General features: G+C 59.0%; 20 protein-coding genes and 1 tRNA gene. 7 read left to right on the top strand and 14 right to left on the bottom strand.

Going from position 1 to position 24,718, the window contains the following annotated elements:
* Positions 1-10 precede the first annotated feature (10 nt).
* On the bottom strand, positions 11-928 hold the full coding sequence (locus tag AD949_RS10875; RefSeq protein ID WP_244463315.1) for a tetratricopeptide repeat protein: 918 nt from the start codon (positions 926-928) through the stop codon (positions 11-13).
* 107 nt (positions 929-1,035) lie between these two features.
* Between AD949_RS10875 and AD949_RS10870 the strand changes: the two genes are divergently transcribed.
* The 5 genes from AD949_RS10870 to AD949_RS10850 all read left to right on the top strand — a co-directional run bounded on the left by AD949_RS10870 (position 1,036) and on the right by AD949_RS10850 (position 6,203).
* Positions 1,036-2,247, top strand: a complete 1,212-nt coding sequence (locus tag AD949_RS10870) for a glycosyltransferase family 4 protein (protein ID WP_048835411.1) — start codon at positions 1,036-1,038, stop codon at positions 2,245-2,247.
* 3 nt (positions 2,248-2,250) lie between these two features.
* On the top strand, positions 2,251-3,171 hold the full coding sequence (locus AD949_RS10865) for an NAD kinase (protein WP_257007527.1): 921 nt from the start codon (positions 2,251-2,253) through the stop codon (positions 3,169-3,171).
* A gap of 95 nt (positions 3,172-3,266) precedes the next feature.
* On the top strand, positions 3,267-4,157 hold the full coding sequence (locus tag AD949_RS10860) for an OmpA family protein (RefSeq protein WP_096430317.1): 891 nt from the start codon (positions 3,267-3,269) through the stop codon (positions 4,155-4,157).
* 31 nt (positions 4,158-4,188) lie between these two features.
* Positions 4,189-5,241 (top strand): hypothetical protein, encoded by a 1,053-nt coding sequence (locus tag AD949_RS10855; RefSeq protein ID WP_048835413.1) that lies wholly within the window; start codon positions 4,189-4,191, stop codon positions 5,239-5,241.
* Positions 5,242-5,243: 2 nt separating this feature from the next.
* Positions 5,244-6,203, top strand: coding sequence for a peptidoglycan -binding protein (locus AD949_RS10850; RefSeq protein ID WP_048835414.1), 960 nt, complete (start codon positions 5,244-5,246; stop codon positions 6,201-6,203).
* Between the two features lie 34 nt (positions 6,204-6,237).
* On the opposite strand, the gene AD949_RS10845 is transcribed toward AD949_RS10850, so the two are convergent.
* Genes AD949_RS10845 through ispH form a run of 6 tightly spaced genes read right to left on the bottom strand, consistent with a single transcriptional unit; the run spans position 6,238 to position 11,412 of the window.
* On the bottom strand, positions 6,238-7,710 hold the full coding sequence (locus AD949_RS10845; RefSeq protein ID WP_048835415.1) for a hypothetical protein: 1,473 nt from the start codon (positions 7,708-7,710) through the stop codon (positions 6,238-6,240).
* 37 nt (positions 7,711-7,747) lie between these two features.
* Complete coding sequence (locus tag AD949_RS10840; protein WP_048835416.1) at positions 7,748-8,251, bottom strand: peptide deformylase; 504 nt, start codon at positions 8,249-8,251, stop codon at positions 7,748-7,750.
* Positions 8,252-8,297: 46 nt separating this feature from the next.
* On the bottom strand, positions 8,298-8,867 hold the full coding sequence (locus AD949_RS10835) for an RBBP9/YdeN family alpha/beta hydrolase (RefSeq protein WP_048835417.1): 570 nt from the start codon (positions 8,865-8,867) through the stop codon (positions 8,298-8,300).
* A 36-nt stretch (positions 8,868-8,903) separates the two neighbouring features.
* Complete coding sequence (gene rnhA, locus AD949_RS10830; RefSeq protein WP_371277358.1) at positions 8,904-9,437, bottom strand: ribonuclease HI; 534 nt, start codon at positions 9,435-9,437, stop codon at positions 8,904-8,906.
* Positions 9,421-10,395: a homoserine kinase gene (locus AD949_RS10825; protein ID WP_048835418.1), complete on the bottom strand. Its 975-nt coding sequence runs from the start codon at positions 10,393-10,395 to the stop codon at positions 9,421-9,423. Before AD949_RS10825 ends, rnhA begins: the two co-directional genes overlap by 17 nt.
* 15 nt (positions 10,396-10,410) lie before the next feature.
* Positions 10,411-11,412: a 4-hydroxy-3-methylbut-2-enyl diphosphate reductase gene (gene ispH / locus AD949_RS10820; protein ID WP_048835419.1), complete on the bottom strand. Its 1,002-nt coding sequence runs from the start codon at positions 11,410-11,412 to the stop codon at positions 10,411-10,413.
* 239 nt (positions 11,413-11,651) lie between these two features.
* On the opposite strand from ispH, the gene AD949_RS10815 reads away from it, so the two are divergent.
* Complete coding sequence (locus AD949_RS10815; RefSeq protein WP_048835420.1) at positions 11,652-12,242, top strand: hypothetical protein; 591 nt, start codon at positions 11,652-11,654, stop codon at positions 12,240-12,242.
* Positions 12,243-12,469: 227 nt separating this feature from the next.
* On the opposite strand, the gene AD949_RS10810 is transcribed toward AD949_RS10815, so the two are convergent.
* From AD949_RS10810 to AD949_RS10790, 5 genes are all read right to left on the bottom strand, one after another.
* Positions 12,470-13,828: an ABC1 kinase family protein gene (locus AD949_RS10810; protein WP_048835421.1), complete on the bottom strand. Its 1,359-nt coding sequence runs from the start codon at positions 13,826-13,828 to the stop codon at positions 12,470-12,472.
* Position 13,829: 1 nt separating this feature from the next.
* Positions 13,830-15,695 (bottom strand): M3 family oligoendopeptidase, encoded by a 1,866-nt coding sequence (locus AD949_RS10805; protein WP_082064640.1) that lies wholly within the window; start codon positions 15,693-15,695, stop codon positions 13,830-13,832.
* Between the two features lie 331 nt (positions 15,696-16,026).
* The gene (gene gltB / locus AD949_RS10800; RefSeq protein ID WP_048835422.1) at positions 16,027-20,583 is read right to left on the bottom strand and encodes a glutamate synthase large subunit; all 4,557 of its coding nucleotides are present in this window, start codon (positions 20,581-20,583) and stop codon (positions 16,027-16,029) included.
* The gene (locus AD949_RS10795) at positions 20,583-22,031 is read right to left on the bottom strand and encodes an NAD(P)-dependent oxidoreductase (RefSeq protein ID WP_048835423.1); all 1,449 of its coding nucleotides are present in this window, start codon (positions 22,029-22,031) and stop codon (positions 20,583-20,585) included. The genes gltB and AD949_RS10795 overlap by 1 nt, the downstream gene beginning before the upstream one ends.
* 197 nt (positions 22,032-22,228) lie before the next feature.
* Positions 22,229-23,182, bottom strand: a complete 954-nt coding sequence (locus tag AD949_RS10790) for a complex I NDUFA9 subunit family protein (RefSeq protein ID WP_048835424.1) — start codon at positions 23,180-23,182, stop codon at positions 22,229-22,231.
* Between the two features lie 319 nt (positions 23,183-23,501).
* Between AD949_RS10790 and AD949_RS10785 the strand changes: the two genes are divergently transcribed.
* Positions 23,502-23,588 (top strand) — tRNA-Leu (locus AD949_RS10785).
* Between the two features lie 400 nt (positions 23,589-23,988).
* On the opposite strand, the gene AD949_RS14650 is transcribed toward AD949_RS10785, so the two are convergent.
* Both AD949_RS14650 and AD949_RS10780 read right to left on the bottom strand, forming a co-directional pair.
* Complete coding sequence (locus AD949_RS14650; protein WP_257007528.1) at positions 23,989-24,111, bottom strand: hypothetical protein; 123 nt, start codon at positions 24,109-24,111, stop codon at positions 23,989-23,991.
* Between the two features lie 292 nt (positions 24,112-24,403).
* Positions 24,404-24,715 (bottom strand): hypothetical protein, encoded by a 312-nt coding sequence (locus AD949_RS10780; RefSeq protein WP_048835425.1) that lies wholly within the window; start codon positions 24,713-24,715, stop codon positions 24,404-24,406.
* Positions 24,716-24,718 lie beyond the last annotated feature (3 nt).

Raw genomic sequence — 24,718 nt, 5'->3', positions numbered from 1 at the left:
GTTTGTTGTATCACGGCGAATCCGGGTCAGCCGCCAGAACAGCCAGATCCTGCCGGGCCAGATCGGCTTCATGACTATCCGGCGCAACGTCCAGCACATGCTGCCAGTCCGCCCGCGCGCCGGTGGCATCCCCCACCTGTTCCCGGATAATGCCGCGCTCCAACAGAGCCGCGGCGTTCTCCGGCATGCGTTGCAAAGCCAACGTGATATGCTGCGTGGCTTTGTCCAACTGCCCCAGCCGCCGCTCGGCCGAGGCCAGAAGAACAAAAGCCTCTGGCGGGGCATCCGCTCCGCGTGCAACCAGAGAGGTCAGGTCCGCCACGACAGCCGCCGCGTTGCCCTGCTCCAGCAACGCCCGCGCTTTGGCGAGACGAAGCGTGGTATCACCGGGGCGAATGGACAGGCCATAATCCACAATGCTCAACGCACCGGGCGGATTGCCTGCGGAAAGCCACGCTTCGGCGGCTTCCTCCGCCATGACAGCCCGCAGGCTGGCAGAGCTTTCCGGGCCGGAAGACGGGGCGTTACGTACCAGATCATCCAGCTCCTGCGCTGCCTCCTGCTCATTTCCCAGTTCCAGCAGGGCCAGAGCATGACAATGCCGGGCCTCGCGGTTTCCCCCGTGCTTTAACCAGTCCTGAGCATAATCCCGCGCGCCAAACGGGTCTTCCTCCACCATGCTCATACAGTCGGGGAGCGTCCAGCTTTGCCGAGCGTCCTTGCCCATATGTGCGGCACCAGTATGCTCGGGACCCGTATGCGCGGCAGAGGCCCCGGCCCCGGCACCTGCCTGCCCTATCCGGGCAGCAGGGCGTATGGTCGCCGCGCCAGCGGGGGCTCCAGCCAGCAGGACGCCAAGCCCCAGCGTGACCACAAACGGCGTGCAGCGCACTGGAACAGGCCGGACGAGGAAAGGCAAATGCGTCATCACTCTCTTCCATAACGCGGATACGGGTCGGGTGGTCAAGTCAGTCCGCAAAGCCGCCTGCGCGCGTGAGAGTGTCTGTTGCCGGAAAACCATGCTAACAGCCAGATATGACGATTACGCCGCCCTCCCCCGTCATCCTGCAAATCCTTCCGGCACTGGAACAGGGCGGGGTGGAACGGGGCACGTTGGAAATGGCCGACGCCATCACACAGGCAGGCGGCACCGCACTGGTCATGAGTGCGGGCGGCAGGCTTGTACCCTCCTTGGAGCGACTAGGCGCACGCCACCACGCCCTGCCCGGATGCGGCAGCAAAAACCCGTTCTCCATCCTGCGCAACGCGGGAACACTCGCACGCTTTATCCAGCAGAATAAGGTCGCCTTGGTCCACGCCCGCTCCCGCGCTCCAGCATGGGTGGCCCGGCTGGCCTGCACCCGCACCGGCACGCCGTTTGTCACCACATGGCATGGTGTGCATGCCAACAATTTTCCCGGTAAAAAACGCTACAATGCTGTGCTGGCCGCTGGAGACCGGGTAATTGCCATCAGCCAGCATATCGGCCAGCGGCTGGCGCAGGAGTATCATGTCGGCCCGGACCGGCTACGGGTCATCCCGCGCGGCGCGGATATCACCCAGTTCAGCCCGGAGGCTGTCAGCGGGCAGCGTGTGCATCGGCTGAGTGAAAGCTGGGATGTGCCTGCGGGAGTGCCTGTTATTTTAATGCCGGGCCGACTGACGGAATGGAAAGGCCAGCGTTTCCTGCTGGAGGCTCTGGCACGGGTTAAACACGTGGCACCCATGACACCATGGGTCTGCGTATTTGTTGGGTCCTGCCCGCCGGGGAATGCGTATGCGGAAAGCCTCGTTGCCCATGCGCGCGCATTGGGGTTGACGGACCAAGTGCGGTTTGCCGGGCACTGTCAGGACATGCCCGCGGCCATGGCGCTGGCAACAGTGGTTGTTATTCCCTCCCTGCGGCCGGAACCATTTGGCCGGGTGGTGGTGGAAGCACAGGCCATGTCCCGCCCTGTCATTGTGACCGCCCACGGGGCGGCGCTGGAAACGGTGCAGCATGGCATGACCGGCCTGAGCATTCCTCCGGGAGATATACAGGCGTTGGCCGATGCCATGACCAGCGTTCTCCTCGCCCCGCCGGACGCCCTGCACACCATGGGGGAAGCCGCCCGCGCGACCGTACTGGCCCGCTACACAACCCACGCCATGCAGCAGGCAACTCTGCATGTGTATGATGAACTGCTCGGCACGGAGCTGCATAAAAATGCCCCCACCCCCTTTCAGGACATGACCAGTGCAGGATAAGGGATGCCGCCTGCCCACCCGTTTTTTCCGCTTCCGGCCCGCCATGGGGTGCCTGCCATGACCAGCTCTCCACTTCAGCCCGCAACGCTCCCGCCGGTGTTGCCCCCCACAGTCCCTGCGCTAACCCCGACAACCGCCCCCGTTCTGCCCCATGTGCCAGAACGCATTGCTTTTATGGCTGCCCCGACCGATACGGCCCGGCATGAGTTTGACAGGCTGGTCCACCAGTATGGCAACTGCCACCCGGGGGAAGCAGAGGTTGTTGTCTGCCTTGGGGGGGACGGCTTTATGCTGGAAACGCTCCGCGTCGTGCTCGAACAACATCTGAGCGTGCCGGTTTACGGCATGAACTGCGGCTCCGTCGGGTTTTTGATGAACCCGATGCTGGAAGACAATTTGCCTCAACGCCTGACAACCACGCAGGCGGCCACCCTGCACCCGCTGCGCATGACGGCCCGCACGATGCAGGGCAACACGCATGAAGCGCTGGCGCTCAATGATGTCTTCCTGTTCCGCCAGACCCGGCAGGCGGCCAAAATCCGGGTGGATGTGGATGGCATGGTGCGCATGCCGGAATTGATCTGCGATGGCGCGCTGCTCGCCACCCCCGCCGGGTCCACCGCCTATAATCTGTCTGCCCACGGTCCCATTGTCCCGCTTTCGGGCAATCTGCTACCGCTGACACCCATCTGCCCGTTTCGCCCCCGGCGCTGGCGGGGAGCACTCCTGCCATCTACAGCGCGGGTAGGTTTTACCATTCTGGAAGCCGAAAAACGTCCGGTTGCGGCGGTGGCAGATTCGATTGAAATCCGGGATGTCATATCCGTGCAGATTCATGAAGACCGTGACCTGGCCGTTACCGTGCTGTTTGACCCCGGCCAGACATTGTCCGAGCGCATTACCGCAGAACAGTTTTCCGCCTGATGCCGTATATTCGCCCCACCCGGCGCATAAAAGATCACCTCAAAAGGTGTTCCGCCATTTCACCCCGCCCCTCTTCTGGTTTAGTCTTGCCCGCAATGCACAACTCTCATCCCCGACCGCGCCGTCTGACAGGATTGTGCGCCTTCCTCCTGCTGCCAGCCGCGCTGGTGCCCTCTCTGGGCTCCTCGCTGGCGCATGCGCAGGTTGTCACCAATTCTCAGGCGCTGGATGAACTGGCCAGCAAGCAAGCGGCTCCCAAGCTCCCTGCCGCGCATCCGGCTGAGCATAAAAAGGCCCCAGCCCCCAAGCGGGCCGCGCCTAAACCGGCTATGGAACCGCCGCTCACGCATCCGGTAACGCCTACCCCGCCCCCCTCTGGTCCCCACAAGCCTGCCGCGCAAAGCACACAGGACGCCCCGACAGCTACGCCCTCACAGCAAGCTGCACCCGTCTCTGCGCCAGCATCCAGCAGCAAAACGCCTGCCAGCGACGCCAAGCACGCAACACCTGCGCATCCTGCTCCCGCAGCCACCATTCCGCTGGCACCGCCCCCGGTGCCACAGCTTGCACCGGCTCCGCCCGATGTGGAACTGCACCCCTTCCCCATGCCAGCCCAGCCGGCTGTGGATGCCAAAGCCACCGGAACTGTCTCCTCCATTCCCGGCGGTGTGCGCATTACCTTTGGCGCGGGAGCGGCAACGCTCAACCCGGAAACCCATCAGGCGCTGCTCGCCTTCGCCCAGTCTCTGAGTGAAAAACCCCATACGCGCGCCCTGATTGACGCCTACAGTTCCGGCGCTGTGGATGACCCCTCCCTGCCCCGCCGCATGTCGCTCACCCGCGGGCTGGCCGCGCGCAGTGTGCTCATGAATGGTGGCATTCCCTCCACCCGCATTTATCTGCGCGTGATTGGCCTACCAAAAACACCAGCCCACAATGCCGGGCAGGATTATATAGATATCTACCAGTCAGACGCTGTACCCTGACGCCTCTCCCTTCTAACCGGACCGGATCCAGATGACGCGCCCCACACAGTATCTCTTCAGAATGATCGGGTTTCTCGTGTGTGTGGCGCTTGTCGCTGCAACATTATGGCGGCCCCTGCGGGATGCCTTCTTTAGCAATCCACTGCTGGATGGCCTGATTCTGGGCCTTCTGGCCATTGGCATTCTGTGGAATGTCATGATGGTGCGCCGCCTGCTGCCGGAAGTGGGCTGGGTAGATGCCCTCCGCCAGTCCCGCACCGGTCTGGCCGCCCTGCCCCCGCCGCGTATGCTGGCACCCCTCGCCACCGCCCTTGGCACCGGCCCGGACCAGCGCGGCAACCCAACGGCTCTGTCCACCCCAGCCATGCAGGCCGTGCTGGATTCCATTTCCGGCAGGCTGGATGAAGGACGGGAAGTTTCCCGCTATCTGACGGGCCTGCTGATTTTTCTCGGCCTGCTGGGCACATTTTACGGTCTGCTGCTGACTGTGGCCGCCATTGCGGATGTAATCGCCAACATGTCCGTCAGCGGGGGCGATCTGGACGCCATGTTTGGCCAGCTCAAAACCGGACTGGCCAAACCGCTGCATGGCATGAGCACCGCGTTTTCCGGCTCGCTGTTCGGTCTGGCCAGCGCACTGGTGCTCGGCTTTCTGGACCTCACCGCCGGGCAGGCCCAGAACCGCTTTTTTAATGAGCTGGAAGAATGGCTGGCCGAGCAGACACGCTTTGCAGCACCCTCCGGCACGGGCATGGAAAGCACCACTTCCGTTCCCGCCTATATTCAGGCGCTACTGGAACAGACGGCGGAAAATCTGGAATCCCTGCAAAATCTGGTCCGCACGAGTGAAGCCCGGCGCGAGCAGGAACGCGCTCTGCTGAGCAAACTGTCTGACAGGCTGGAGTCCACCACCACCCAGACAGAAACGCTGCATAATATTGAGCGTCTGCTACACACGCTGGTGCAGAATACGGAAGAGGGCCGTGCCCGCATGACGACGGACCTGCGGAATGACCTGCGCCTGCTGGCCCGCACCGTTGCTGCCACAGCCGAGGCCGCACCGGCTGACCGGAAAGCACCCTGACCATGGCCCGCCGCCGCAGAAAACTCCATGCCGGACTGGACGCATGGCCCGGCTATGTGGATGCGCTCTCCACATTGCTCATGGTCGTTATTTTTGTGCTGCTGGTGTTTGTCATGGGCCAAACCTTGCTGTCCGCAGCCCTCAACCGGCGGGAGCATGTGCTGGAAAAACTGGAAGGGCAGACAGCAGAACTCTCCCGCCAGCTTGATACCGAACACGCCCGCGCCCATGCGCTGGAAGACAGTGTCACTGGCCTACAGGCCCAGCATACGCACGATACCGAGGCTCTTGCCGCCAGAACGGCGGAAGCCGAGGCCGCCAGCGCCCTGAGTGCTGCCGACCAGACACGGGTAACGCAGATCAATGACGAACTGACGGACCTGAACACCCGGCTGGCCGCTCTGGCGCAGGCCCTCGATGTGTCGCAAAAAGCCGTGCAGAGCAAAGACGCCACGATTGGCGACCTGTCCGCAAAATTGAATACCGCTCTACTGGATAAGGTCGGGCAGCTCAGCCGCTATCGGTCCGAATTCTTCGGGCGGCTGCGGGATATCCTGCACAACCAGAAGGGCGTGCATATCGTCGGGGACCGGTTTATCTTCCAGAGTGAGGTCCTGTTCCCGGTTGGCAGCGCGGACCTCTCATCGGAAGGTCAGGCAGAAATCCGTACGCTGGCGCAGACTCTCAAAAGTGTCACCAGCCATATTCCAGCGGATATTCCATGGATCCTGCGCGTGGATGGCCATGCTGACCGCCAACCCATTCACACCGCCTTCCCCAGCAACTGGGAACTCTCCTCTGCCCGCGCCATTACAGTTGTGAAGCTGCTGGTTGCGGAAGGCATCAGCCCGCGCCATCTGGCCGCAACCGGCTTTGCGGACTATCAGCCGCTGGACACGAGTAACACCGCAGCCGCCTACGCCCGCAACCGCCGCATTGAGTTTCGCCTGACGGACCGTTGAGCTGTTACTCCCAGAGCATCTTCTTCAAAAAACCCTAGCCCGGCAGGGTAATTATTTTGTCCCACACTAGCAGAATATGCCCATCGATCGCTTCAACCTTGCGCGCCGGGCCAAAGCGCGCCTGAAGCTGCGCGGCCTGAGCGGGCGTCTTGCACAAGAAGAAATTGCCCCCCTGCGTGTACCAGTCTCGCTTTGACAGATAATGAAATGGCGTGATGTCAGCACCAAATTCCACAGGCGCAATGCGGACCGGATTAGGCAGGCTGTTGGCCGCCGCCGCCCAATAAGGCGCAAATCCTTGCCTCAGCCCCAGTCGAGCCAGTTCCATATTGATGGGGAAATTGCGGTTAGTCTGCCAAATCTGCACAGTCGGCATTGGCACGCTTAACACGGCATAGACCACCGCTCCTGCCAGCCCCAGTGTTCGGCCAGCTTGAGAAAGGCGGGTATGGCGCGCCAGTAGAAGCGCCATCATCACATAGGGAAAGACTAAATAGCGGGTAGACGCATCATCAATCGCTAACTGGCTGACCGTAAATGCCGCAACCATAAGGCCCATGCACAGCAATGCGGCATAATCAAACAGATCAAGCCGGACTGTTTTGCTCCGCACGATCCTGATAACGCCCCACAACGCCAGCAGAAACACAGCCAGATGGGCCAGTTCTTTCCCCGAACCATGCAGGGAGAACTCTTTACTGAAAAAATACGCCCCGAAAAAATGTAAAATGCCGGAAACGAGAACGGACAGATTATATCCAATCCGCTCCTGCCCCGCGAAAGACATGGTCCATAGCCCCGGCACATGGAACGCACCGTTATGGGCCAATACGGTTTTCAATACATGCACCAGCCCCATGGAAACAAGCAGGCACAAAACAAGCCGCCCGTGTTCCAGCCGACGCTTTTGCGCACTGAGCAGACTAGCCGCCCCGAGAACAGGAAAAACGAAGCAATATTTTATGATGTCATCACTCGCGAGACACAGAACCATTAAAACGACAAAAGCCGCCCACAGGGCCAGCCGCTCCCCCTTACTCTGTGCAAAAATCAGCAACCAGCAGAGCAAGACCCCAACATAAGCCCCCACATGGATGCAGGGAATGAGCATCACCTGCACACCAAACGCCGTAGGAGCCGCCACCAGAGCCAGCCAGCACCACGCCCCCTCTGGCGCTAAAATCCGGCACAACCGGAACGCCAGCAGCACCATGGCGGCCATCAATAAGGCTGGCACCAGATAGTAAAAAGACAGATGCCAGCCCGCCAGACCTGCAACAATAACGAATGGAAGCGTTTCCGTTACGTCATAGGATTCCGCAGAAAGATCCCAGCCATGCAGCAGAGCATTCCCACGCAGAATATCCTGCGCTTCCAACACAGCAGACGTACTGTCTGAATTGAGCGGCAATGTTGCGGCCAAAGCCATGTAAAAGCCGGACAGCACCACAAAGGCGACCAGATACCCCAGCCAGACTGTGCCAATCCGTTTGAAAAATACTGGCAAGACAGGACCTCTTGAAAAACCGGAACGCGCTGGGACTTTACGGGCGGAAACGCTGCATTTTTTCATAGCGCGCAATCAGACGGTTACGGCGCAGGCTGGACAGGCGTTGGAGCCAGAATAAGCCGTTCAGTTGATCAATTTCATGCTGATGGCAGGCGGCACGCAGGCCTTCCGCCTCTTCCTCATGCCGCACACCATCCAGATCATGATACGCAACCCGCACTCTGGCGGCGCGCTCAATCTGCTCTGTCACACCCGGCATGGAAACGCTCCCCTCTTCCTGCCGGACTTTGTCTTCTGACATCCAGAGGATTTCAGGATTCACGTAGGTCTGTGGCTGGGCCGCATCCGGCAATTCCAGCACCACAACGCGTCGGGCTATGCCAATATGCGGTGCTGTCATGCCAATGCCCGGAGCGGCGCGCATACTCTCCAGAATATCCTGCGCCAGAGCAGAGAGAGTGTGATCAAAAACCGTGACAGGTTCCGCCACCTGCCGCAAACGCTGGTCAGGGAAACGAATAATCGGGCAGATTGTCATGACACAAAGCCGATTTGAGTAAGAGCACTCTCAGACATGGTGACGGTCAGACCTGTTGCAGAAGGTCTAGGAGAGCGGGAAACTGCTCAAACCCCTCCCGCCCCAGAAAATGGCCGCCTCCGGGGACTTCCAGTGTTGTGGTCTGCAAGGAAGCCGCCAGAGAGCGAGAACACTGCGGGGCGACAACGAGGTCATTATCGGAAAAGACTGAGGCCCGGAACGCACTCAGGCGTCGGAGAGCATCATAGTCCAGAGGGCAGTCTGTAAATCCGTTCAGGTGCGGTAAGGCCTCAAGAGGCTGGTCAAACCCTGAGATCAGAACATATCCGCCAAGAGTCTCGCCCACGGGCCGCGACAGGAGGTGCCGCAGCAGCGTGATGCAGCCGAGGCTATGGCCAATCAGCACTGTTTGCGGTGTCAGATGCGGCAGGACGGTGTTCAGGGTTTCAGCCCAGATTTGCGGGTCCGGTGCCTGAGAGGATGGCAAAGCGGGCACATGCACCTTGGCACCCGTCTGCTCCAGTTGCGCTTTCAGCCAAGGGAACCAGTGCGCCTCCGGGGTCGCCCGATAGCCATGAACAATCACATATTGCCGTGAGGATAAATCAGACATCATCCACTCCCCGTCGCTCCCTCAGGCAATCAGCCCCTATCAGCCGGGATTTTTCATAGCCTCTTCAACAGTTTTTCGAGCCTCGGTCGCGAGTTCATCCACCCGTTCATTTTCCGGCACACCAGAGTGGCCCTTCACCCAGAGCCATGACACATCATGCTGTTTGGCCGCATCCAGCAGGCGGCGCCATAAATCCATATTAGCGACCGGATCACCCGATGCATTGCGCCAGTTGCGCCGCACCCAGCCTGTATGCCAGCGGGTAATGCCGTTGCGCACATACTCACTATCCGTATGTAGCCGCACCGTGCAGGGGCGTTTGAGGGCTTCCAGCGCTTCCGCCGCAGCCGTCAGTTCCATACGGTTGTTGGTTGTTGCCTCCTCCCCGCCGGAGAGTTCGCGTTCCACGCCTTTAAAGCGCAGCAGCACACCCCAGCCACCGGGGCCGGGGTTGGGGCGGCAACCACCATCTGTCCAGATTTCCACAACCTGAACCTCAGGCTCCTGCCCGGCTGTTTGCTGAGGGTCCACCTGCGGTTCCGACATGGCGGAGGCTTCAGAATCCGTAGCCATCAACTGTCTCCGTTGCCAGATGGAAGCGCAGGCGCTTGAGGTAATCCAGCGGGTCTTTGGGGGTAACCAGCGCGTCCGGCGGCGTGTTGATCCAGTCATACAGCCGTGTCAGCAGAAAGCGCATGGACGCACCGCGCGCCAGAACTGGCAGCGCCTGCCGTTCTTCCGCGCTAAGCGGACGCACGGACTCATAACCTTGCACCAACTGGCGGCCAAAGGTGACGTTAAATGACCCATCGCCTTCAAAACACCACGCGTTGAGGCAGATAGCGATGTCGTAGGCCAGAAAATCCGTGCAGGCGAAATAGAAATCAATCAGGCCAGAAACGGTCTTCTGTAGAAAAAAAACATTGTCCGGGAACAAGTCCGCATGAATCTGCCCGTGTGGGAGAACCGGATGACCACCCTGCCCCGGCCAGTTAGGCAGGATATGCGTAAAGGCTTCATCCAGTTCCGCCAGCAGGCCCGGATGCACAGCGTCCGCTCCGGCGCGACAGGAGGCCAGCAGTGGTTGCCATGCTTCCGGCCCCAGAGCATTCCGGCGCACCGGCGTATAGCTGCGCCCGGCCTCATGCAGCCGGGCCAGCGCCTGCCCGAGCGGACGGCAATGCTCCTGCCGGATTTTACGCGGCCAGACACCGGGCAGAAACGTGGTAATGGCGGCTGGTCTGCCCGCCAGAGAGCCAAGCGTCTGTCCGGCTTTGCTGGCAACAGGCTGCGGGCAGGAAACACCCTGCCCGGCCAAATGCTGCATAAGCCCGAGAAACCACGGAAGCTCCTGTGCATTCACCCGCTTTTCATACAGCGTGAGAATAAAATCCCCCTGCGTGGTGCGTAGCTGGAAATTGCTATTCTCCACGCCTTCGGCAATGCCCCGAAACGCCACCAGATTGCCAATGGCGTAGTCGTTCAGGAACGCCTCAAGGGCTTCATCACTCACATCTGTATAAACAGCCATACCCGTGCGCTACCCTCAGCCCAGAGGCGCAGGTAGACGGAAGATCACGTTTTCTTCCTTCACCGTGCGTTCATCAATGCACAGTGTGTACCGCTTGGCCATTTCGGCCACCATTTCCTGCACCAGTGCTTCCGGGGCAGAGGCACCAGCCGTAATGCCCAGCGTGTTCACGCCTTCCAGCACGGACCAGTCCAGCGCATCCAGACGCTGCACCAGCAGGGCGCGCGGCGCACCGGAGCGTTCAGCCACTTCCCGCAGGCGCTGGGAGTTGGAGGAATTGGGGGAGCCGATAACAATCACCAGATCACATTCCGGCGCAATGGCCTTGACTGCTTCCTGACGGTTGGTGGTGGCGTAGCAGATATCCTCGCGCTTCGGGCCTTCAATCAGCGGGAAGCGTTCACGCAGGATGTCCACAATCTCCGCCGTATCATCAACGGAGAGCGTGGTCTGCGTGATAAAGGCCAGACGCGCGGGGTCAGCAGGCTGCACGGTGCGGGCTTCTTCCGCATCGTTAATCAGCGTGACCGCACCGGGCGGCAACTGCCCCATGGTGCCCACCACTTCCGGGTGTCCGGCATGGCCGATCATCAGGATATGGCGGCTTTCCGGGCCACCCCCGGCATAATGCCGCTCAGCCTCACGGTGCACTTTGGACACCAGCGGGCAGGTTGCATCCAGATAGAGCAGGTTGCGGCGCTCTGCCTCAGCCGGGACCGTTTTGGGCACACCATGGGCTGAAAACACAACATGACCATCAGCGGGAACTTCATCCAGTTCCTCAACAAAAATGGCGCCCTGTGCTTCCAGAGCTTCCACGACCGTCCGGTTGTGGACAATTTCATGACGCACATAAACAGGTGCGCCGTAACGGCGGATAGCTTCTTCCACAACGCGGATTGCGCGGTCTACCCCGGCGCAAAACCCACGCGGACCAGCGAGAAGAACCTTGAGAGACCTGCCATGGGAAGCCTGCGCAGGCTCCTGTGTGGCAAGGGATGGCGTTTGATCGGGCATGGTGTTCCCCAAACTTGCGGCGGACGGTATAGAAAAAACAGCTCTTAAAAGCATAAGTAAGGTAGGCTATGCCCGAAACCAGATGAAGGTTACGGTCACCATGGTCATGGCCTACGCAAAGCGAGGTGGCGATGCAACCCGTTTTCCGGCATTGTGGCCAGCACAACCCTGCTTGATGTCTCTCTTTTGCTCGTTTTTTATCAGTTCACCCCCTCTAACCGATAATTCCGGATTTGCACATGCTCCCAGACCTTTCTCGTCCCTGCCGTTTGCTGCCCCGTTTTGCGGTGTCAGGTCTCGCGGCTCTTGGCCTGCTGACGACCCTTGGCGGCTGCGGGGATGAGGAAAGTGCGTCCATATCCTTCGCCCCCTCCTGCCCGCTGACGCATATCCCGCCGGAAGCCGCGGATTACTATCTGTATGACGGCAAGACGGCGACCTTCCCGCACCTGATTACAAAGGCAAGCATCCTGAAATTGCAGGGGGACTGTCTGGGCGCAGGGCCGAAAGACCTGAAAACCCGAATCGTGCTGCGTTTTGTGGTCAGCCACGGCCCGGCCGCAGCCGGCAACACTGTCACCCTGCCATGGTTTATTGCCGTGCTGCATGGGGACCGGATTGTGAACAAGCATGTGTTCAAACACACCTTCCAGTTCCCGGCCAACCTTTCCAGCACAACCAGCGACAGCAAGGTTGTAACGGTCGATCTACCCATTCCGCCCAAAAACACGGAGTCGGATTATCGGTTTGAAGTGGGCTTCCAACTCACCAAAGAACAGCTCGATTATAACGAAAAGCATCTGAAGAAAGTGGACTATCAGGCGTACTGAGCGCCTGAGCGATTAGCCGTCTGCCTCCAGCCAGAGCGCAGACGGTGGCGGGCTCCGCCGCCCGGCTTCTCTTTCAAAAAAGCTGGCGGGACAGGCAACGGACCGTACAAAGCCCACGCCCTCACACCACGACACAGATCAGGCTGTCGTACCTTGCTGTGGTGAGCCTCCCCAATGAGCCAGCCGATCCCGTCGGTCGTATATGAGGCCACCCCAACTCTGGCAGATTAACTGGCAGACACCGGAAAACGCGCTGCCTCCACGGCAGCTTTTTGGCGGGCAGCCAGAGCGGCTTCATCAAAGTCCCGCACGATCTCGTGGAAGAGTTCGTACCAGTTCATCTTTACTTTCAGACGCATGAAGACAGACCCCAGCCCTACGGCGGAACGGTCCACCAGCACAAATTCACGCGGCAGGCGCACACCGCCCGTGCGTTGCAGGCCTTCATGCACGCGAGAGAGAATTTCTCGGCCCTGATTGGGGTTGTTGCCTTCCTGAATATACCGCACGCGGTTATCCATCAGCGGCTCATACAGGAACCCGGCCCACTCATTCAGCACATCGACCTTTTCCGGCGTCAGGTCTTTAAAGCCCCATGCCGCATAAGCCTGCGTCGCCAAGTCCTTATCTTTGGTCTGCAAGGCGCGATAGAGGTCGATATTGCCCTTGATGAAGGACGGGTCAAAAATACGGATCGCCCCGAAGTCCAGCAGATTCAGGCCGTAATCATCCCGCACGGTGAAGTTGCCCATATGCGGGTCCCCATGCACCACGCCGTACTGATAGAGCGGCACATACCAAGCCCGGAACAGCGTACGGGCAATCTTCTGCTTCTGCTCTTCCGTCAGGCCAGCCTGAATGACAGCGTTCAGCCCGCGCCCATTGACCCAGTCCATGGTCAGCAGGCGGCGCGTGCAGAGTTCATCGACCGGTGCAGGAACCGTCACTTCCGGGCAATCTACCAAAACGCTGCGATAGAGCCGCATGTTGGCGGCCTCACGCAGATAATCCAGTTCCTCACGCAGGCGCTCGGTCAATTCCTCCACCACGTCATCCTGCCGGATGGCGTTATCCAGCCGATGATAAACCCCGATCGCCATACGGAACTGGCGCAGGTCGGCTTCCACCGCCGCATTCATGTCTGGATATTGCAGCTTGCAGGCCACCTGCCGACCATCGGTCAGCACAGCTTTATGCACCTGCCCGAGGCTAGCGGCGGCTGAAGCCTCCCTCCCGAAGGAGCGAAAATGCGTCTCCCAGCCCGCCCCCAGTTCCGCCGTCATGCGCCGACGCACAAAGTTCCAGCCCATCGGCGGCGCATTGGCCTGCAACTGGGCCAGTTCTTCCGCATATTCGTCCGGCAGCGCGCCGGGAATGGTGGAAAGAAGCTGGGCGGCTTTCATCAACGGCCCTTTCAGGCCGCCAAGAATGGATTTCAGATCTTCCGCATGAGATGCCCCGCCTGAGCGGATACCCATTTTGTGCCCGGCAAGGCGGGCGGCAATGCCACCCACGGTGCCGGTTGTCTGCACCATACGGCGGAGTTCACCAAAAACGCCGCTATTGTCTAAATCGCGTTCCGCCATGTTACGCCTGCTCCAACTGGTCAATAAAGCCGGAAATCACATCCAGCCCCTTGCGCCAGAAACCGGGGTCGGACGCATCCAGCCCGAAGGGAGCCAGCAGTTCCTTGTGGCGTTTGGTACCACCAGCTTCCAGCATGGCAATGTATTTGTCCTGAAAACCGGGCGCGCCTTCACTAAACACCCCATACAGCGCGTTCACCAGACAATCCCCAAAGGCGTAGGCATAAACATAGAACGGGGAGTGGATGAAGTGCGGGATATACGCCCAGAACACATCATACTCAGGCGTGAAGTTAAAGATCGGCCCGAGGCTTTCCGTCTGCACCTGCCGCCAGATTTCTCCAAGCCGTTCCGGCAGAAGTTCACCGGATTTCCGCTCATCATGCACACGGGTTTCAAACTCGTAGAACGCAATCTGGCGCACCACGGTGTTGAGCATATCTTCCACCTTGCCTGCCAGCAGGGTGCGTTTGCGGGCCGGGTCCGTTTCCGCATCCAACAGGGACTGGAAGGTCAGCATTTCCCCAAACACGCTGGCTGTTTCTGCCAGAGTGAGCGGTGTGTTGGACTGAAAATACCCCTGCTTTGCCGCCAGAACCTGATGCACACCATGGCCCAACTCATGCGCCAGCGTCATCACATCCCGCGTGCGGCCATGATAGTTCAGCAGAATAAACGGATGCGCAGACGGCACGGTGGGGTGCGCAAATGCGCCCGGAGACTTGCCGGGTGCGGGCGGCACATCAATCCACGGATGCGTCAAGAAGGTGTTGATCACCTTACCCATGCGCGGGTCAAACCCGTCATAGGCTTTCTGGACAATTTGCTTGGCTTCATCCCAAGGGATTTTGCGGTCCTCGCAACCGGGCAGCGGGGCGTTGCGGTCCCAATGCTCCAGCTTGTCCAGCCCCATCCATTTGGCTTTCAGGGCATAATAGCGGTGCGCGAGGCGGGGATAGTCTTCCCGCACGGCAGAGACCAGCGCGTCCACCACCTCATCTTCCACCATGTTGGACAGGTTGCGGGAGGATGTAGGGCGGGCATAGTGCCGCAGCCCGTCGGAGATGGATTTATCCTTGGCCAGCGTGTTGGTAATGAGGGCGAACAGCCGCACATTGTCCCCAAACACCTTCCCCACAGCCTTCCCGGCCTTCTCACGCACGGACCTGTCCGAATCGGAAAGACGGTTCAACGCATCTCCCACCGGCATGTCCGTGCCGTCCAGCGTCACGCGCAGGGCGGCAATCGTCTCATCAAACAGACGGCACCATGACTGGGCACCCGTAACGGATTTTTCCAGCAGAACCTTCTCCACCTCATCAGAAAGCTGATGCGGGCGGAACAGACGGGTATCATCCAGAAACGGCTTCCAGTGCGCCAGAGCCGGGTCCTGCATATTCTGCGCCAGAACGGCCTCATCCAGACGGTTGAGTTCCAGCGTAAAGAACAGCAGATGCGTGGAAATATCCGTCAGTTTTTCGCTAATGGACTGGCTGAAACGGCTGATGGCCGGATCGGACGAATTGGCGGCAAACAGCAGCGAAGCATAGGACCCGGCTTTGCCCAGCACTTCCTCAATCGCTTCACAGGTCCGGATAGCCTCGGCCAGTTCCGCCCCATTCAGCGCCGCAAGCTTGCCCTGATACCGGGCGGCAAAATCCTTCGCCTGCTGCTCGGCCTGCGCCAGATCCTGCTTGATGGCCGGGTCTTCCATGCTGGCATAAAGGGCCGAAAGGTCCCAGCGCGGTAGGGTGGAAGCCCCCTGCCCCGGCGCGGCACTGGTTGCGGCCACAATCCCGGCTTCCGCCGCAAAGGCCGGAAGCTGAGACGAACGGTGAGAATGCGCTGTATGTTCCATAAAGCCCATCCTACCGCGCAATTTACCTTGAGGCGAGTACATGTGAACGCAATCGGGCTTCACATAAGGCGCAGGTCACGCAGGCTTGGAGGTCTTTCCGTAAAGGGCAGACGTGCGCGCTGAGAGAGCATTGCTGTGATTGGCATCGATGTGAGTGGTATGAGTGTGACTGGCATGAGTATGACTGGGTTGGTGAAATCTAACCCTGCCCCGTCACTCTCCCTTTGCACCACCAACACATCAATAAAAAGCACATCACCAAAAAGGCCGCTCCATTTTACACACAGGTAAAACAGAAGCGGCCTTTCGGGAGCTTATATTTTTTCAGGCACGGTCCAGATCAGGCAGACTTGGCCAGTTCTTCTTCCGGCAAAGCAAAACCGATGATGCGCGCATAGTCTTTCGGCACAATCTGCCAGAAGTGCGGCAGGGTATCCTCCCACTTATGCAGCAGGTTTGTTGCATAAAGAGAGCCGGTTTCTTCCACATGCCGCTCCACCAGACGCCGCAGTTCCTGCTCCCAACGCTCATCCGTCACCCGCGTCCAGAAGAGAGACTCTGGGTTCACGCGCTTTTCAAAGGTATTGGCGCTGTCCAGAACAAACGCCATACCGCCGGTAAAGCCCGCACCGAAATTGTCACCAATTTCACCCAGAACCACCACAGTCCCGCCTGTCATATACTCGCAGGCGTTGGAGCCGCAGCCTTCCACCACCGCAACCGCGCCGGAGTTACGGACTGCAAAGCGTTCACCCGCCTGCCCAGCCGCATAGAGTTCACCCGCCGTCGCGCCATACAGCACCGTATTGCCGATAATGGCGTTCTGGTTGCTGACAAGGCGGGAAGACGGAAAAGGCCGCACGGTAATGGTCGCGCCGGAAAGACCTTTGCCAACATAATCGTTGGCATCCCCCAGCACTTCCAACTTCAGTCCCTGCACGGCAAACGCGCCCAGAGACTGCCCGGCGGACCCACGCAGGCGGGCGGTTAGATGACCCGGCGCCAGCGTGGTCATGCCAAACTTCCGCACAATGAGAGAGGAGATGCGGGTGCCAATGGCGCGCTGCGTGTTCTGCACATTGTAATGCAGTTGCATTTTCTCACCGTGGTCGAACAGTGGCTTTGCATCGCTTATCATCTGCGCATCCAGCGTGTCCGGCACCTCGTTCCGGCCTTCCAGTGTGCAATAGCGTGCATACGGGCCGGGGTCTGCCTGTGAAAGCAGAGAGTTCAGGTCCAGATCATCCAGATAATCCGCACCACGGGAAACCTGACGCAGCAGGTCCGTCCGGCCAATGACTTCGTTCAGAGTGCGGAACCCCAAAGACGCCAGAATATTGCGTACATCTTCGGCAATGAAGGAGAAGAGGTTGATAACCTTCTCCGGCGTGCCTTCAAACTTTTTGCGCATGGCCTCATCCTGCGAGCACACACCCACCGGACAGGTGTTGGAATGGCACTGGCGCACCATGATACAGCCCATGGCCACAAGGCTTGCTGTGCCAATACCGAACTCCTCGGCACCCAGCATGGCGGCAATCACCACGTCACGCCCGGTCTTGATGCCGCCGTCCGTGCGCAGCTTCACGCGGTGACGCAGGCGGTTGAGCATCAGCACCTGATGCGCCTCCGCAAGCCCCAATTCCCACGGCAGGCCCGCATATTTCACGGAGGTCAGCGGGCTGGCCCCTGTGCCGCCGGAATGGCCGGAAATCAGAATGGCATCGGCTTTTGCCTTCGCCACACCCGCCGCAATGGTACCAATGCCGGAGCGTGCGACCAGCTTGACGGTGACTGTTGCCTCGGGGTTGATCTGCTTGAGATCATAAATAAGCTGGGCCAGATCCTCAATCGAGTAAATATCGTGATGCGGCGGAGGAGAAATGAGAGTCACCCCCGGCGTGGCATGACGCAGTTTTGCAATCAGTTCCGTAACTTTAAAGCCCGGCAACTGCCCGCCTTCACCCGGTTTAGCGCCCTGCGCCACCTTGATTTCCAGCTCGCGGCAGTCGTTCAGATACTGCGCCGTGACGCCAAAGCGGCCCGAGGCCACCTGCTTGATGGCGGAGGACGCATTATCGCCATTCGGACGCGGCTTCGCGCGTTCCGGGTCTTCCCCGCCCTCACCAGAATCAGATTTTGCGCCAATCCGGTTCATGGCGATGGACAATGTCTCATGCGCTTCCGGGCTTAGCGCACCCAGAGAAATTGCTGGCGATATCAGCCGTTTACGCAACTGCGTAATGCTTTCCACTTCCTCCACAGGAATGGGCGTCCGCCCTTCCTTAAAGTCCAGCAGATCACGCAGCGCCACCGGCGGCTGAGCCCGCACGGCGTCCGCATACCGCTTGTAGATGGTAAAGCTGTCAGTCGCCACGGCGGTCTGAAGCATGTGGATCAGCGACCCATCAAAAGCATGCTGCTCACCCTTGCGCCGCAGTTTGTAAAAACCGCCGACGGGTAAAGCAAGAGACGCGGAGTCCCATGCTTCCTGATGGAAAGTCAGCACATTACGGGCAATACCGGGCAGGCCGATCCCGGAGATACGGGACGGCATGCCGGGGAAGAATTCCGCCGTCAGCGCACGGGACAACCCGACAGCTTCAAAATTACAGCCGCCACGGTAAGACGCCACGATTGAGATGCCCATTTTGGACATGATCTTGAGCAGACCTTTGTCCACGGCTTTGCGATACCGCTCCATGCACTCACGCAGAGTGAGCTTGCCGAACAGCCCACGACGATGCCGGTCCGCAATATTTTCCTGCGCCAGATACGGGTTAACCGTGGTCGCCCCGACCCCGATGGTCACCGCAATAGAATGGACATCCAACGTGGTGGAAGCCCGCACGTTCAGAGACGTGAAAGTGCGCAAAGAATTACGGACAAGATGCGTATGGACAGCCGCCGTCGCCAGAATCATCGGGATATAGGCCCGGTCCGGGGACTGGTTTTCATCCGTCAGGAACACATGGGTGCAACCACCGCGCACGCTTTCCTCGGCCTCACGCCGAATACGGGCAATGGCTTCACGCAGGCCAGCCTCGCCTTCCTTGGCGGGGAAGGAGCAGTCAATCAGGCAGCCTGATGTTCCGCAGAAAGACCGCAGCGCCTCATATTCACCCGAAGTCAGAACCGGGCTGGGCAGTTGCAGCATTTCGCACTGTTCTGCGGATTGATCCAGAATATTCCCTAGATTTCCCAGACGAGTGACAAGACTCATCACGCGAGATTCACGTAGAGAATCAATCGGCGGGTTGGTAACCTGACTGAACCCCTGCCGGAAATAATGTGAAAGCCCGCGGAACCGCGTAGAGAGCACCGCCAGCGGCGTATCATCCCCCATGGAGCCAATGGCTTCGCTTCCGCTTTCCACCATCGGGTGCAGAATGGCTTCCAGTTCTTCCAGCGTGGTCCCCACCGCCAACTGACGGCGACGCAACTCCTCACCCTGATAGAAGACCGGCTCCGTCACATCAGAACGCACAATGCAGCCAATTTTCTGGATCCCGCCGACCCATGAGGAAAAGTCCTGACGGGAGGCCAGCAGATCCAGCAATTCTTCATTGCCATATAGGCGCGCTTCCTGAAGATCGACGCCAATCACCTCGCCCGGCCCAAGCCGCCCGCGTTTGGCAACATTGTTTTCAGGCACACGGACCATGCCGGTTTCAGACCCGACAATCAGCAGTTTGTCCTCTGTCACCGTATAACGCAGCGGGCGCAGGCCGGAACGGTCCAGACCGGCAATCACCCAGCGACCATCCGTGGCGCACAGAGCCGCCGGGCCGTCCCACGGTTCCATGACGGCATTGCAATAAGCAAACATATCGCGATGAGACTGCTTCATCAGAGAATTTCCGCCCACGCTGGCGGGAATCATCAGCGCCTTGGCCGCGGGCGCATCACGCCCGGCAAAGGTCAGCAGTTCAAACACGTTATCCAGCGTTGCGGTATCGGACCCACCCGCCTGCACCAGCGGCTTGATGTCCTTCATCCACGGGTCGAGATCAGGATGAGACAGCCGTGTTTCATGGCTTTTCATCCAGTTGATATTGCCGGAAATGGTGTTGATTTCACCATTATGCGCCAGACGCCGGAACGGCTGCGCTAGCTTCCATGTCGGGAAGGTGTTGGTCGAATAACGCTGATGATAAATGACGAAGCGACTAACAAAACGTTCATCCAGAAGGTCTGGATAGAACTCCGTCAGATGCTCGGCCAGAAACATGCCTTTATAGATAATGGAGCGGCAGGACAGAGAGCAGATATACAGATCTACCTGTGCTGCAATCGCTGCTTTTTCAATCCGGCGACGGATGACGTACAGATCCCGCTCAAACGCATCTTCCGCCGTTCCGGGCAGATTACGGATCATGATCTGTTCGATTTCCGGCCGTGTTGCATTGGCTTTTTCACCAATGCAGGCCGTATCAATCGGCACCTGACGCCAACCGTAAATGCCGTAACCGAAGGCCAGAATTTCCGTCTCGATAATCTGGCGACACAGTTCCTGCGCTACCAGATCCGTCTTGGGTAGGAACACCTGCCCGACAGCAATAATCGAACCCTCTACCGGCTGGTCACCCGTGCTGGTAATGGCGTCCGCAAAGAACTTCTGCGGAATTTCCACGTGGATACCCGCGCCATCCCCGGTTTTGCCGTCCGCATCCACAGCGCCACGGTGCCAGATGGCCTTTAGCGCCGCGATCCCGGCTTCCACCACATCCCGGCGGCGCTTGCCATCCAGAGCGGCAACAAAACCAACGCCACAGGAATCCCGCTCGTCCGCCGGGTCATACAGCCCATCCAGAGCGGCAACATTGCTTTCCCACGCTTCAAAAAACTCTTTGGCGCTTTCACCTTGCGTGGTGTCAGGATGCTTCTGCATACCCATTATCCCTGCTCCGCCACGGTCTGCGCCGTTGCCTGTGTTTCAACCCATTGATGAATGCGTTCCGCCGCATCCCGACCATCGCGAATAGCCCACACCACCAGACTGGCCCCGCGCACAATATCCCCCGCGGCAAACACGCCGGGCAGGCTGGTCATAAAGCTGTCATGCCCGACCTTGAGCGTGCCCCAACGTGAGACAGCAAGATCCGGCTGACCCCAAAGCTGCGGGAGCGGTTCCGGGTCAAACCCCAGCGCCTTGATGACTAGATCCGCCTCCAGCGTGAAGGAACTGTCTTCCAGCGGCTCGACAGACTGGCGGCCCGTGGCATCCGGCAAGCCGAGCTTCATGCGGGTGGCGCGCACGCCTGTCACATGCCCATCACCCAGAAAGGCTTCCGGGGCAGACAGCCAGACAAACTCCACACCTTCCTCTTCCGCGTTTTTCACTTCCCGCGCGGAACCGGGCATATTGGCTTTGTCACGCCGATAGAGGCATTTGACGGATTTCGCGCCCTGACGGATGGCCGTGCGCACGCAGTCCATGGCGGTATCGCCCCCGCCTAGCACCACGACATTTTTGCCTTTTGCATCCAGCGCCTTGGCCTCATCCGGCAACACATCCCCCAGAGAACGGCGGTTGGAAGCAGTCAGGTAATCCAGAGCGCGTTCAATACCCGCCAGTCCGGCACCGGGGCCGGCAATCTCGCGGGATTTATAAACGCCGGTGGCAATCAGGACCGCCTGATGGCGGCTCCGCAGGTCAGCGAAGGAGAGATCACCCTCACCACTGCCAACGCCCTGCCCCAAATGAAACACCACACCGCTTTCTTCCAGCAGCGCATGGCGACGCGCGACAATATCTTTTTCCAGCTTGAAACCGGGGATACCGTAAACCAGCAGGCCGCCCACGCGGTCATACCGGTCATACACATGCACCTGATAGCCAGACGCACGCAGCCGCTCAGCAGCCGCCAGCCCCCCGGGACCAGCACCAATCACCCCAACGCTTTCCGTGCGCTCACGCACAGGGCGCGTGGGTTTGACCCAGTTATTCTCAAAGGCTGTGTCGGTAATATAGCGTTCAACAGCCCCGATGGTAACACTCTCAAACCCCGGCTCGATCACGCAGTTGCCTTCGCACAGGCGGTCCTGCGGGCAGATGCGGCCGCAAATTTCAGGGAAGGTGTTGGTTGCGGAAGAAATTTCATACGCTTCTTCCAGCCGCCCTTCCGCCGTGAGCATCAGCCAGTCGGGGATATTGTTCCCCAGCGGGCAATGCACAGAGCAAAACGGCACACCGCACTGAGAACACCGGCTAGCCTGCTCACCAGCCGCAACAGGCGCGAAGTCTTCATAAATCTCCGCGAAATCAGCCCGCCGCGCCTGCGCTGTGCGCTTATCAGGCTGCTTTTGAGCGACAGAGACAAATTTCAGCATGGGTGTGGTCATTAAGGCGATCCCCGAAGGCAGGGCGCGCGCCAAACGGAGCGCACCCTAAACAAGCGGAATTGAGGTAACGCCTTACAAGCTGTCGTGAAAAGACAGCATTGCTGTCCTTTCTTTATTTTTTCTGTTTTTGAAAAAGATTCTCCACCCAAAACCCTTTTTATATACACCACATATCGGACCTTTATGGATGTAACCCCTTATTTTTCAACACGAATTCCAGACCGCCCTCCACCAACCCGATAACGAGCCAAATAAAACGGCACCACCGATTCAATGCTCTGCGGCATAATGCCGAGTTCCGCAAAGCCACACTGTCCGGCGGGAACGACATTGTCCTGAGAAAGCATCAGCAACTGGTCACGCGTCAGGATATGGCCGGGCAACCGCTCAAAAATTGCCGCCTGCATCCGGGCTAGAACGGGCGGAACCACAAAAAGCGGACGAGAACGCTGGGTGGTCTGCAAGACCCACTCATAAATCTGCTTCATGGTCAGACTATCCGGGCCACCAAGCGCCCATTCGCGCCCCGCAAGAGCGGGCTCATCCGCCAGACGTCCCACAACTTGCGCAACATCGCCCACGTAAACAGGTTGCAGGCGGGTCGTTGCACCATACACCGGCAAAACAGGCAGATACCGCGCCAGCATGGCAAACATATTAAAGAACTGGTCTTCCGGCCCGAAAATCACAGAAGGCCGAACAATGGAGGCTTGCGGAATCGCTGCCCGCACAGCGCCTTCTCCCGCAGCGCGACTCCGTCCGTACGCTGACGGGGCTGTGGGAGACGCCCCCAGCGCGGACATCTGGATAAATGTGGGCACCCCGGCCTGAGCGGACAAGCGCGCAACGCGGCCAGCCCCTTCAACATTCACGGCCTCCAGCCCCTGCCCGGACCCGTCTCCCAGCACAGCCGCCAAATTGACCACAACAGACGCATTCTCAACCACGCAGGCCACGGAGGCATCATCCAGCACGGAGGCATAAAACGGAGCAATCTGCCCGACATCGCCCAGCACCCGGAGAACGGCAGCCTTATCAGGCCTGCGGCAGGCGATGCGGACCCTATAGCCGGCCTCAGCTAAACGCTGAACAACATAGCGGCCAACAAATCCACCGCCGCCAAACACCGTCGCAACTTTCTGCTCACTCATGGACTCTTTCCACTCCTGTCTGCTCTGGCCTGCCTTCCAAGGGTGGCCTGCCTATACTTTAGGCCTACTCTACGCCCGTTTCCCAAACAGCGAGTGAGCACAAATAGGTCAGCACACCCTCAGCGACCCGGCAGCAAGACACAAACAGCATGCTTCAAACCACGAAATTGGCGGTTTCCCGGCATATTTTTCAAAGTCTAGGCACTCCGAATACTATGCAGAAACAAAACGACAGAAAAACGCATTTTCCCCGTTGACGGACGACATGGCCCGAGCTAAACACCCCTTCACCAGCCGGGGCAACCCGGTTGCCCTCTGAGCCCAGATGGCGGAATTGGTAGACGCGCAGGTTTCAGGTATCTGTGGCCGCAAGGTCGTGGAAGTTCGAGTCTTCTTCTGGGCACCAAAACTCGCAGGAAACTGCGGTTTTTTTGTATCTACTGTTCTTCATCTTCCCTCATGCTTTCTGCATAGGGGATGATGAACGTAGACCTTCCTCCCTCTACAGCACACCTAATCAGATGCCTCACTCAAGCCTTGCGTGGGCTGACGGCCTCTCCATATCTATCGTTATAATAACCCTTGCACACTTATCCCCAGAATCTGAGGATGCCTGCGGGGGTAAGCCTGTGGATAATGGGTACATCCTGCCGGGATTATACCGCCATTCAGGACTGCCAGACCTTTTACCGTGCAACGACACGCGGTAACGCAACATCCCAGAATCAAAAAAAGAGGCCCAGCTCCCCTTGCCTGAGCAAAGAGAACCGGGCCAATTGTGATGGAGCACGAATTACTCAGAAAAATCAGCGTTTTCTGATCAACCGGAACATCATGATCAGAAACCCAGCCATCGCAGCGCTGACTGCAACAAGAATACGCGCCACCGGCTTTTGGCGGGCTTTAAAGTCTTCAGACAGTTTTTCCATAAAAATGTCCTCCATTGCTACAGTGAAAACGCTCTAGAAACGATACTGTTCCCGAACACCTGCCGGATAGCCAATCACTCCTGTTTTATCCTTACGATCCGATCTTGCTGGCGCAAGGCCGACACAAGCAGCAAGGCAGGGGGAAAAAACATCGGACTATCTTGCGTTTCGGCTTCATGAGACGAAAAACGCTCGCGTACACTCACAAATCCAACTCGCTCCGTTCAGAATATGGAAATTCAGAACAGCGCCTTATAAAAATAACGGCCCACCTTCACGACTGCCTTCACGACTACTGGGCATTCTTCACCCTCCCCTCATGTTGCGCGTTACTCTCCTCGTCAGGCAGGGAGGCGACAGAGCCCGCTGACGCAAGATGGTTTGCGGCCCAGCCAAAATTGAGTCCGGCGACTGAAAGAGCCTTGTAAAGCCCCATCCATGCTGACCCTGCATGGGGCACTGGAATAACGGTGCTCACGGCGCCACACACAATAATCACGGTGCAGATAAGATGATCCCATGCCTCTGGCACCGCCCCCAGCACCAAGGGGATGAGTGCGGCAAGACTACTGACTTTCGCACTTGTTACAAGTGTCTGTTGCATACG

This window comes from Acetobacter orleanensis (assembly GCF_001581005.1).
Taxonomy (GTDB): Bacteria; Pseudomonadota; Alphaproteobacteria; order Acetobacterales; family Acetobacteraceae; genus Acetobacter; species Acetobacter orleanensis.
This window is presented reverse-complemented; position numbering and strand designations above follow the sequence as displayed.

Excerpts from the sequence above, each read along its gene's own strand:
- AD949_RS10780 (WP_048835425.1), bottom strand. The coding sequence starts at position 24,715 with ATGCAACAGACACTTGTAACAAGTGCGAAAGTCAGTAGTCTTGCCGCA.
- AD949_RS10875 (WP_244463315.1), bottom strand. The coding sequence starts at position 928 with ATGACGCATTTGCCTTTCCTCGTCCGGCCTGTTCCAGTGCGCTGCACG.
- AD949_RS10855 (WP_048835413.1), top strand. The coding sequence starts at position 4,189 with ATGACGCGCCCCACACAGTATCTCTTCAGAATGATCGGGTTTCTCGTG.
- rnhA (WP_371277358.1), bottom strand. The coding sequence starts at position 9,437 with ATGGCTACGGATTCTGAAGCCTCCGCCATGTCGGAACCGCAGGTGGAC.
- gltB (WP_048835422.1), bottom strand. The coding sequence starts at position 20,583 with ATGGGTATGCAGAAGCATCCTGACACCACGCAAGGTGAAAGCGCCAAA.
- AD949_RS10840 (WP_048835416.1), bottom strand. The coding sequence starts at position 8,251 with ATGACAATCTGCCCGATTATTCGTTTCCCTGACCAGCGTTTGCGGCAG.
- AD949_RS10870 (WP_048835411.1), top strand. The coding sequence starts at position 1,036 with ATGACGATTACGCCGCCCTCCCCCGTCATCCTGCAAATCCTTCCGGCA.
- AD949_RS10805 (WP_082064640.1), bottom strand. The coding sequence starts at position 15,695 with ATGGGCTTTATGGAACATACAGCGCATTCTCACCGTTCGTCTCAGCTT.
- ispH (WP_048835419.1), bottom strand. The coding sequence starts at position 11,412 with ATGCCCGATCAAACGCCATCCCTTGCCACACAGGAGCCTGCGCAGGCT.
- AD949_RS14650 (WP_257007528.1), bottom strand. The coding sequence starts at position 24,111 with ATGGAAAAACTGTCTGAAGACTTTAAAGCCCGCCAAAAGCCGGTGGCG.
- AD949_RS10790 (WP_048835424.1), bottom strand. The coding sequence starts at position 23,182 with ATGAGTGAGCAGAAAGTTGCGACGGTGTTTGGCGGCGGTGGATTTGTT.
- AD949_RS10835 (WP_048835417.1), bottom strand. The coding sequence starts at position 8,867 with ATGATGTCTGATTTATCCTCACGGCAATATGTGATTGTTCATGGCTAT.
- AD949_RS10850 (WP_048835414.1), top strand. The coding sequence starts at position 5,244 with ATGGCCCGCCGCCGCAGAAAACTCCATGCCGGACTGGACGCATGGCCC.
- AD949_RS10865 (WP_257007527.1), top strand. The coding sequence starts at position 2,251 with ATGCCGCCTGCCCACCCGTTTTTTCCGCTTCCGGCCCGCCATGGGGTG.
- AD949_RS10860 (WP_096430317.1), top strand. The coding sequence starts at position 3,267 with ATGCACAACTCTCATCCCCGACCGCGCCGTCTGACAGGATTGTGCGCC.
- AD949_RS10795 (WP_048835423.1), bottom strand. The coding sequence starts at position 22,031 with ATGACCACACCCATGCTGAAATTTGTCTCTGTCGCTCAAAAGCAGCCT.
- AD949_RS10825 (WP_048835418.1), bottom strand. The coding sequence starts at position 10,395 with ATGGCTGTTTATACAGATGTGAGTGATGAAGCCCTTGAGGCGTTCCTG.
- AD949_RS10810 (WP_048835421.1), bottom strand. The coding sequence starts at position 13,828 with ATGGCGGAACGCGATTTAGACAATAGCGGCGTTTTTGGTGAACTCCGC.
- AD949_RS10815 (WP_048835420.1), top strand. The coding sequence starts at position 11,652 with ATGCTCCCAGACCTTTCTCGTCCCTGCCGTTTGCTGCCCCGTTTTGCG.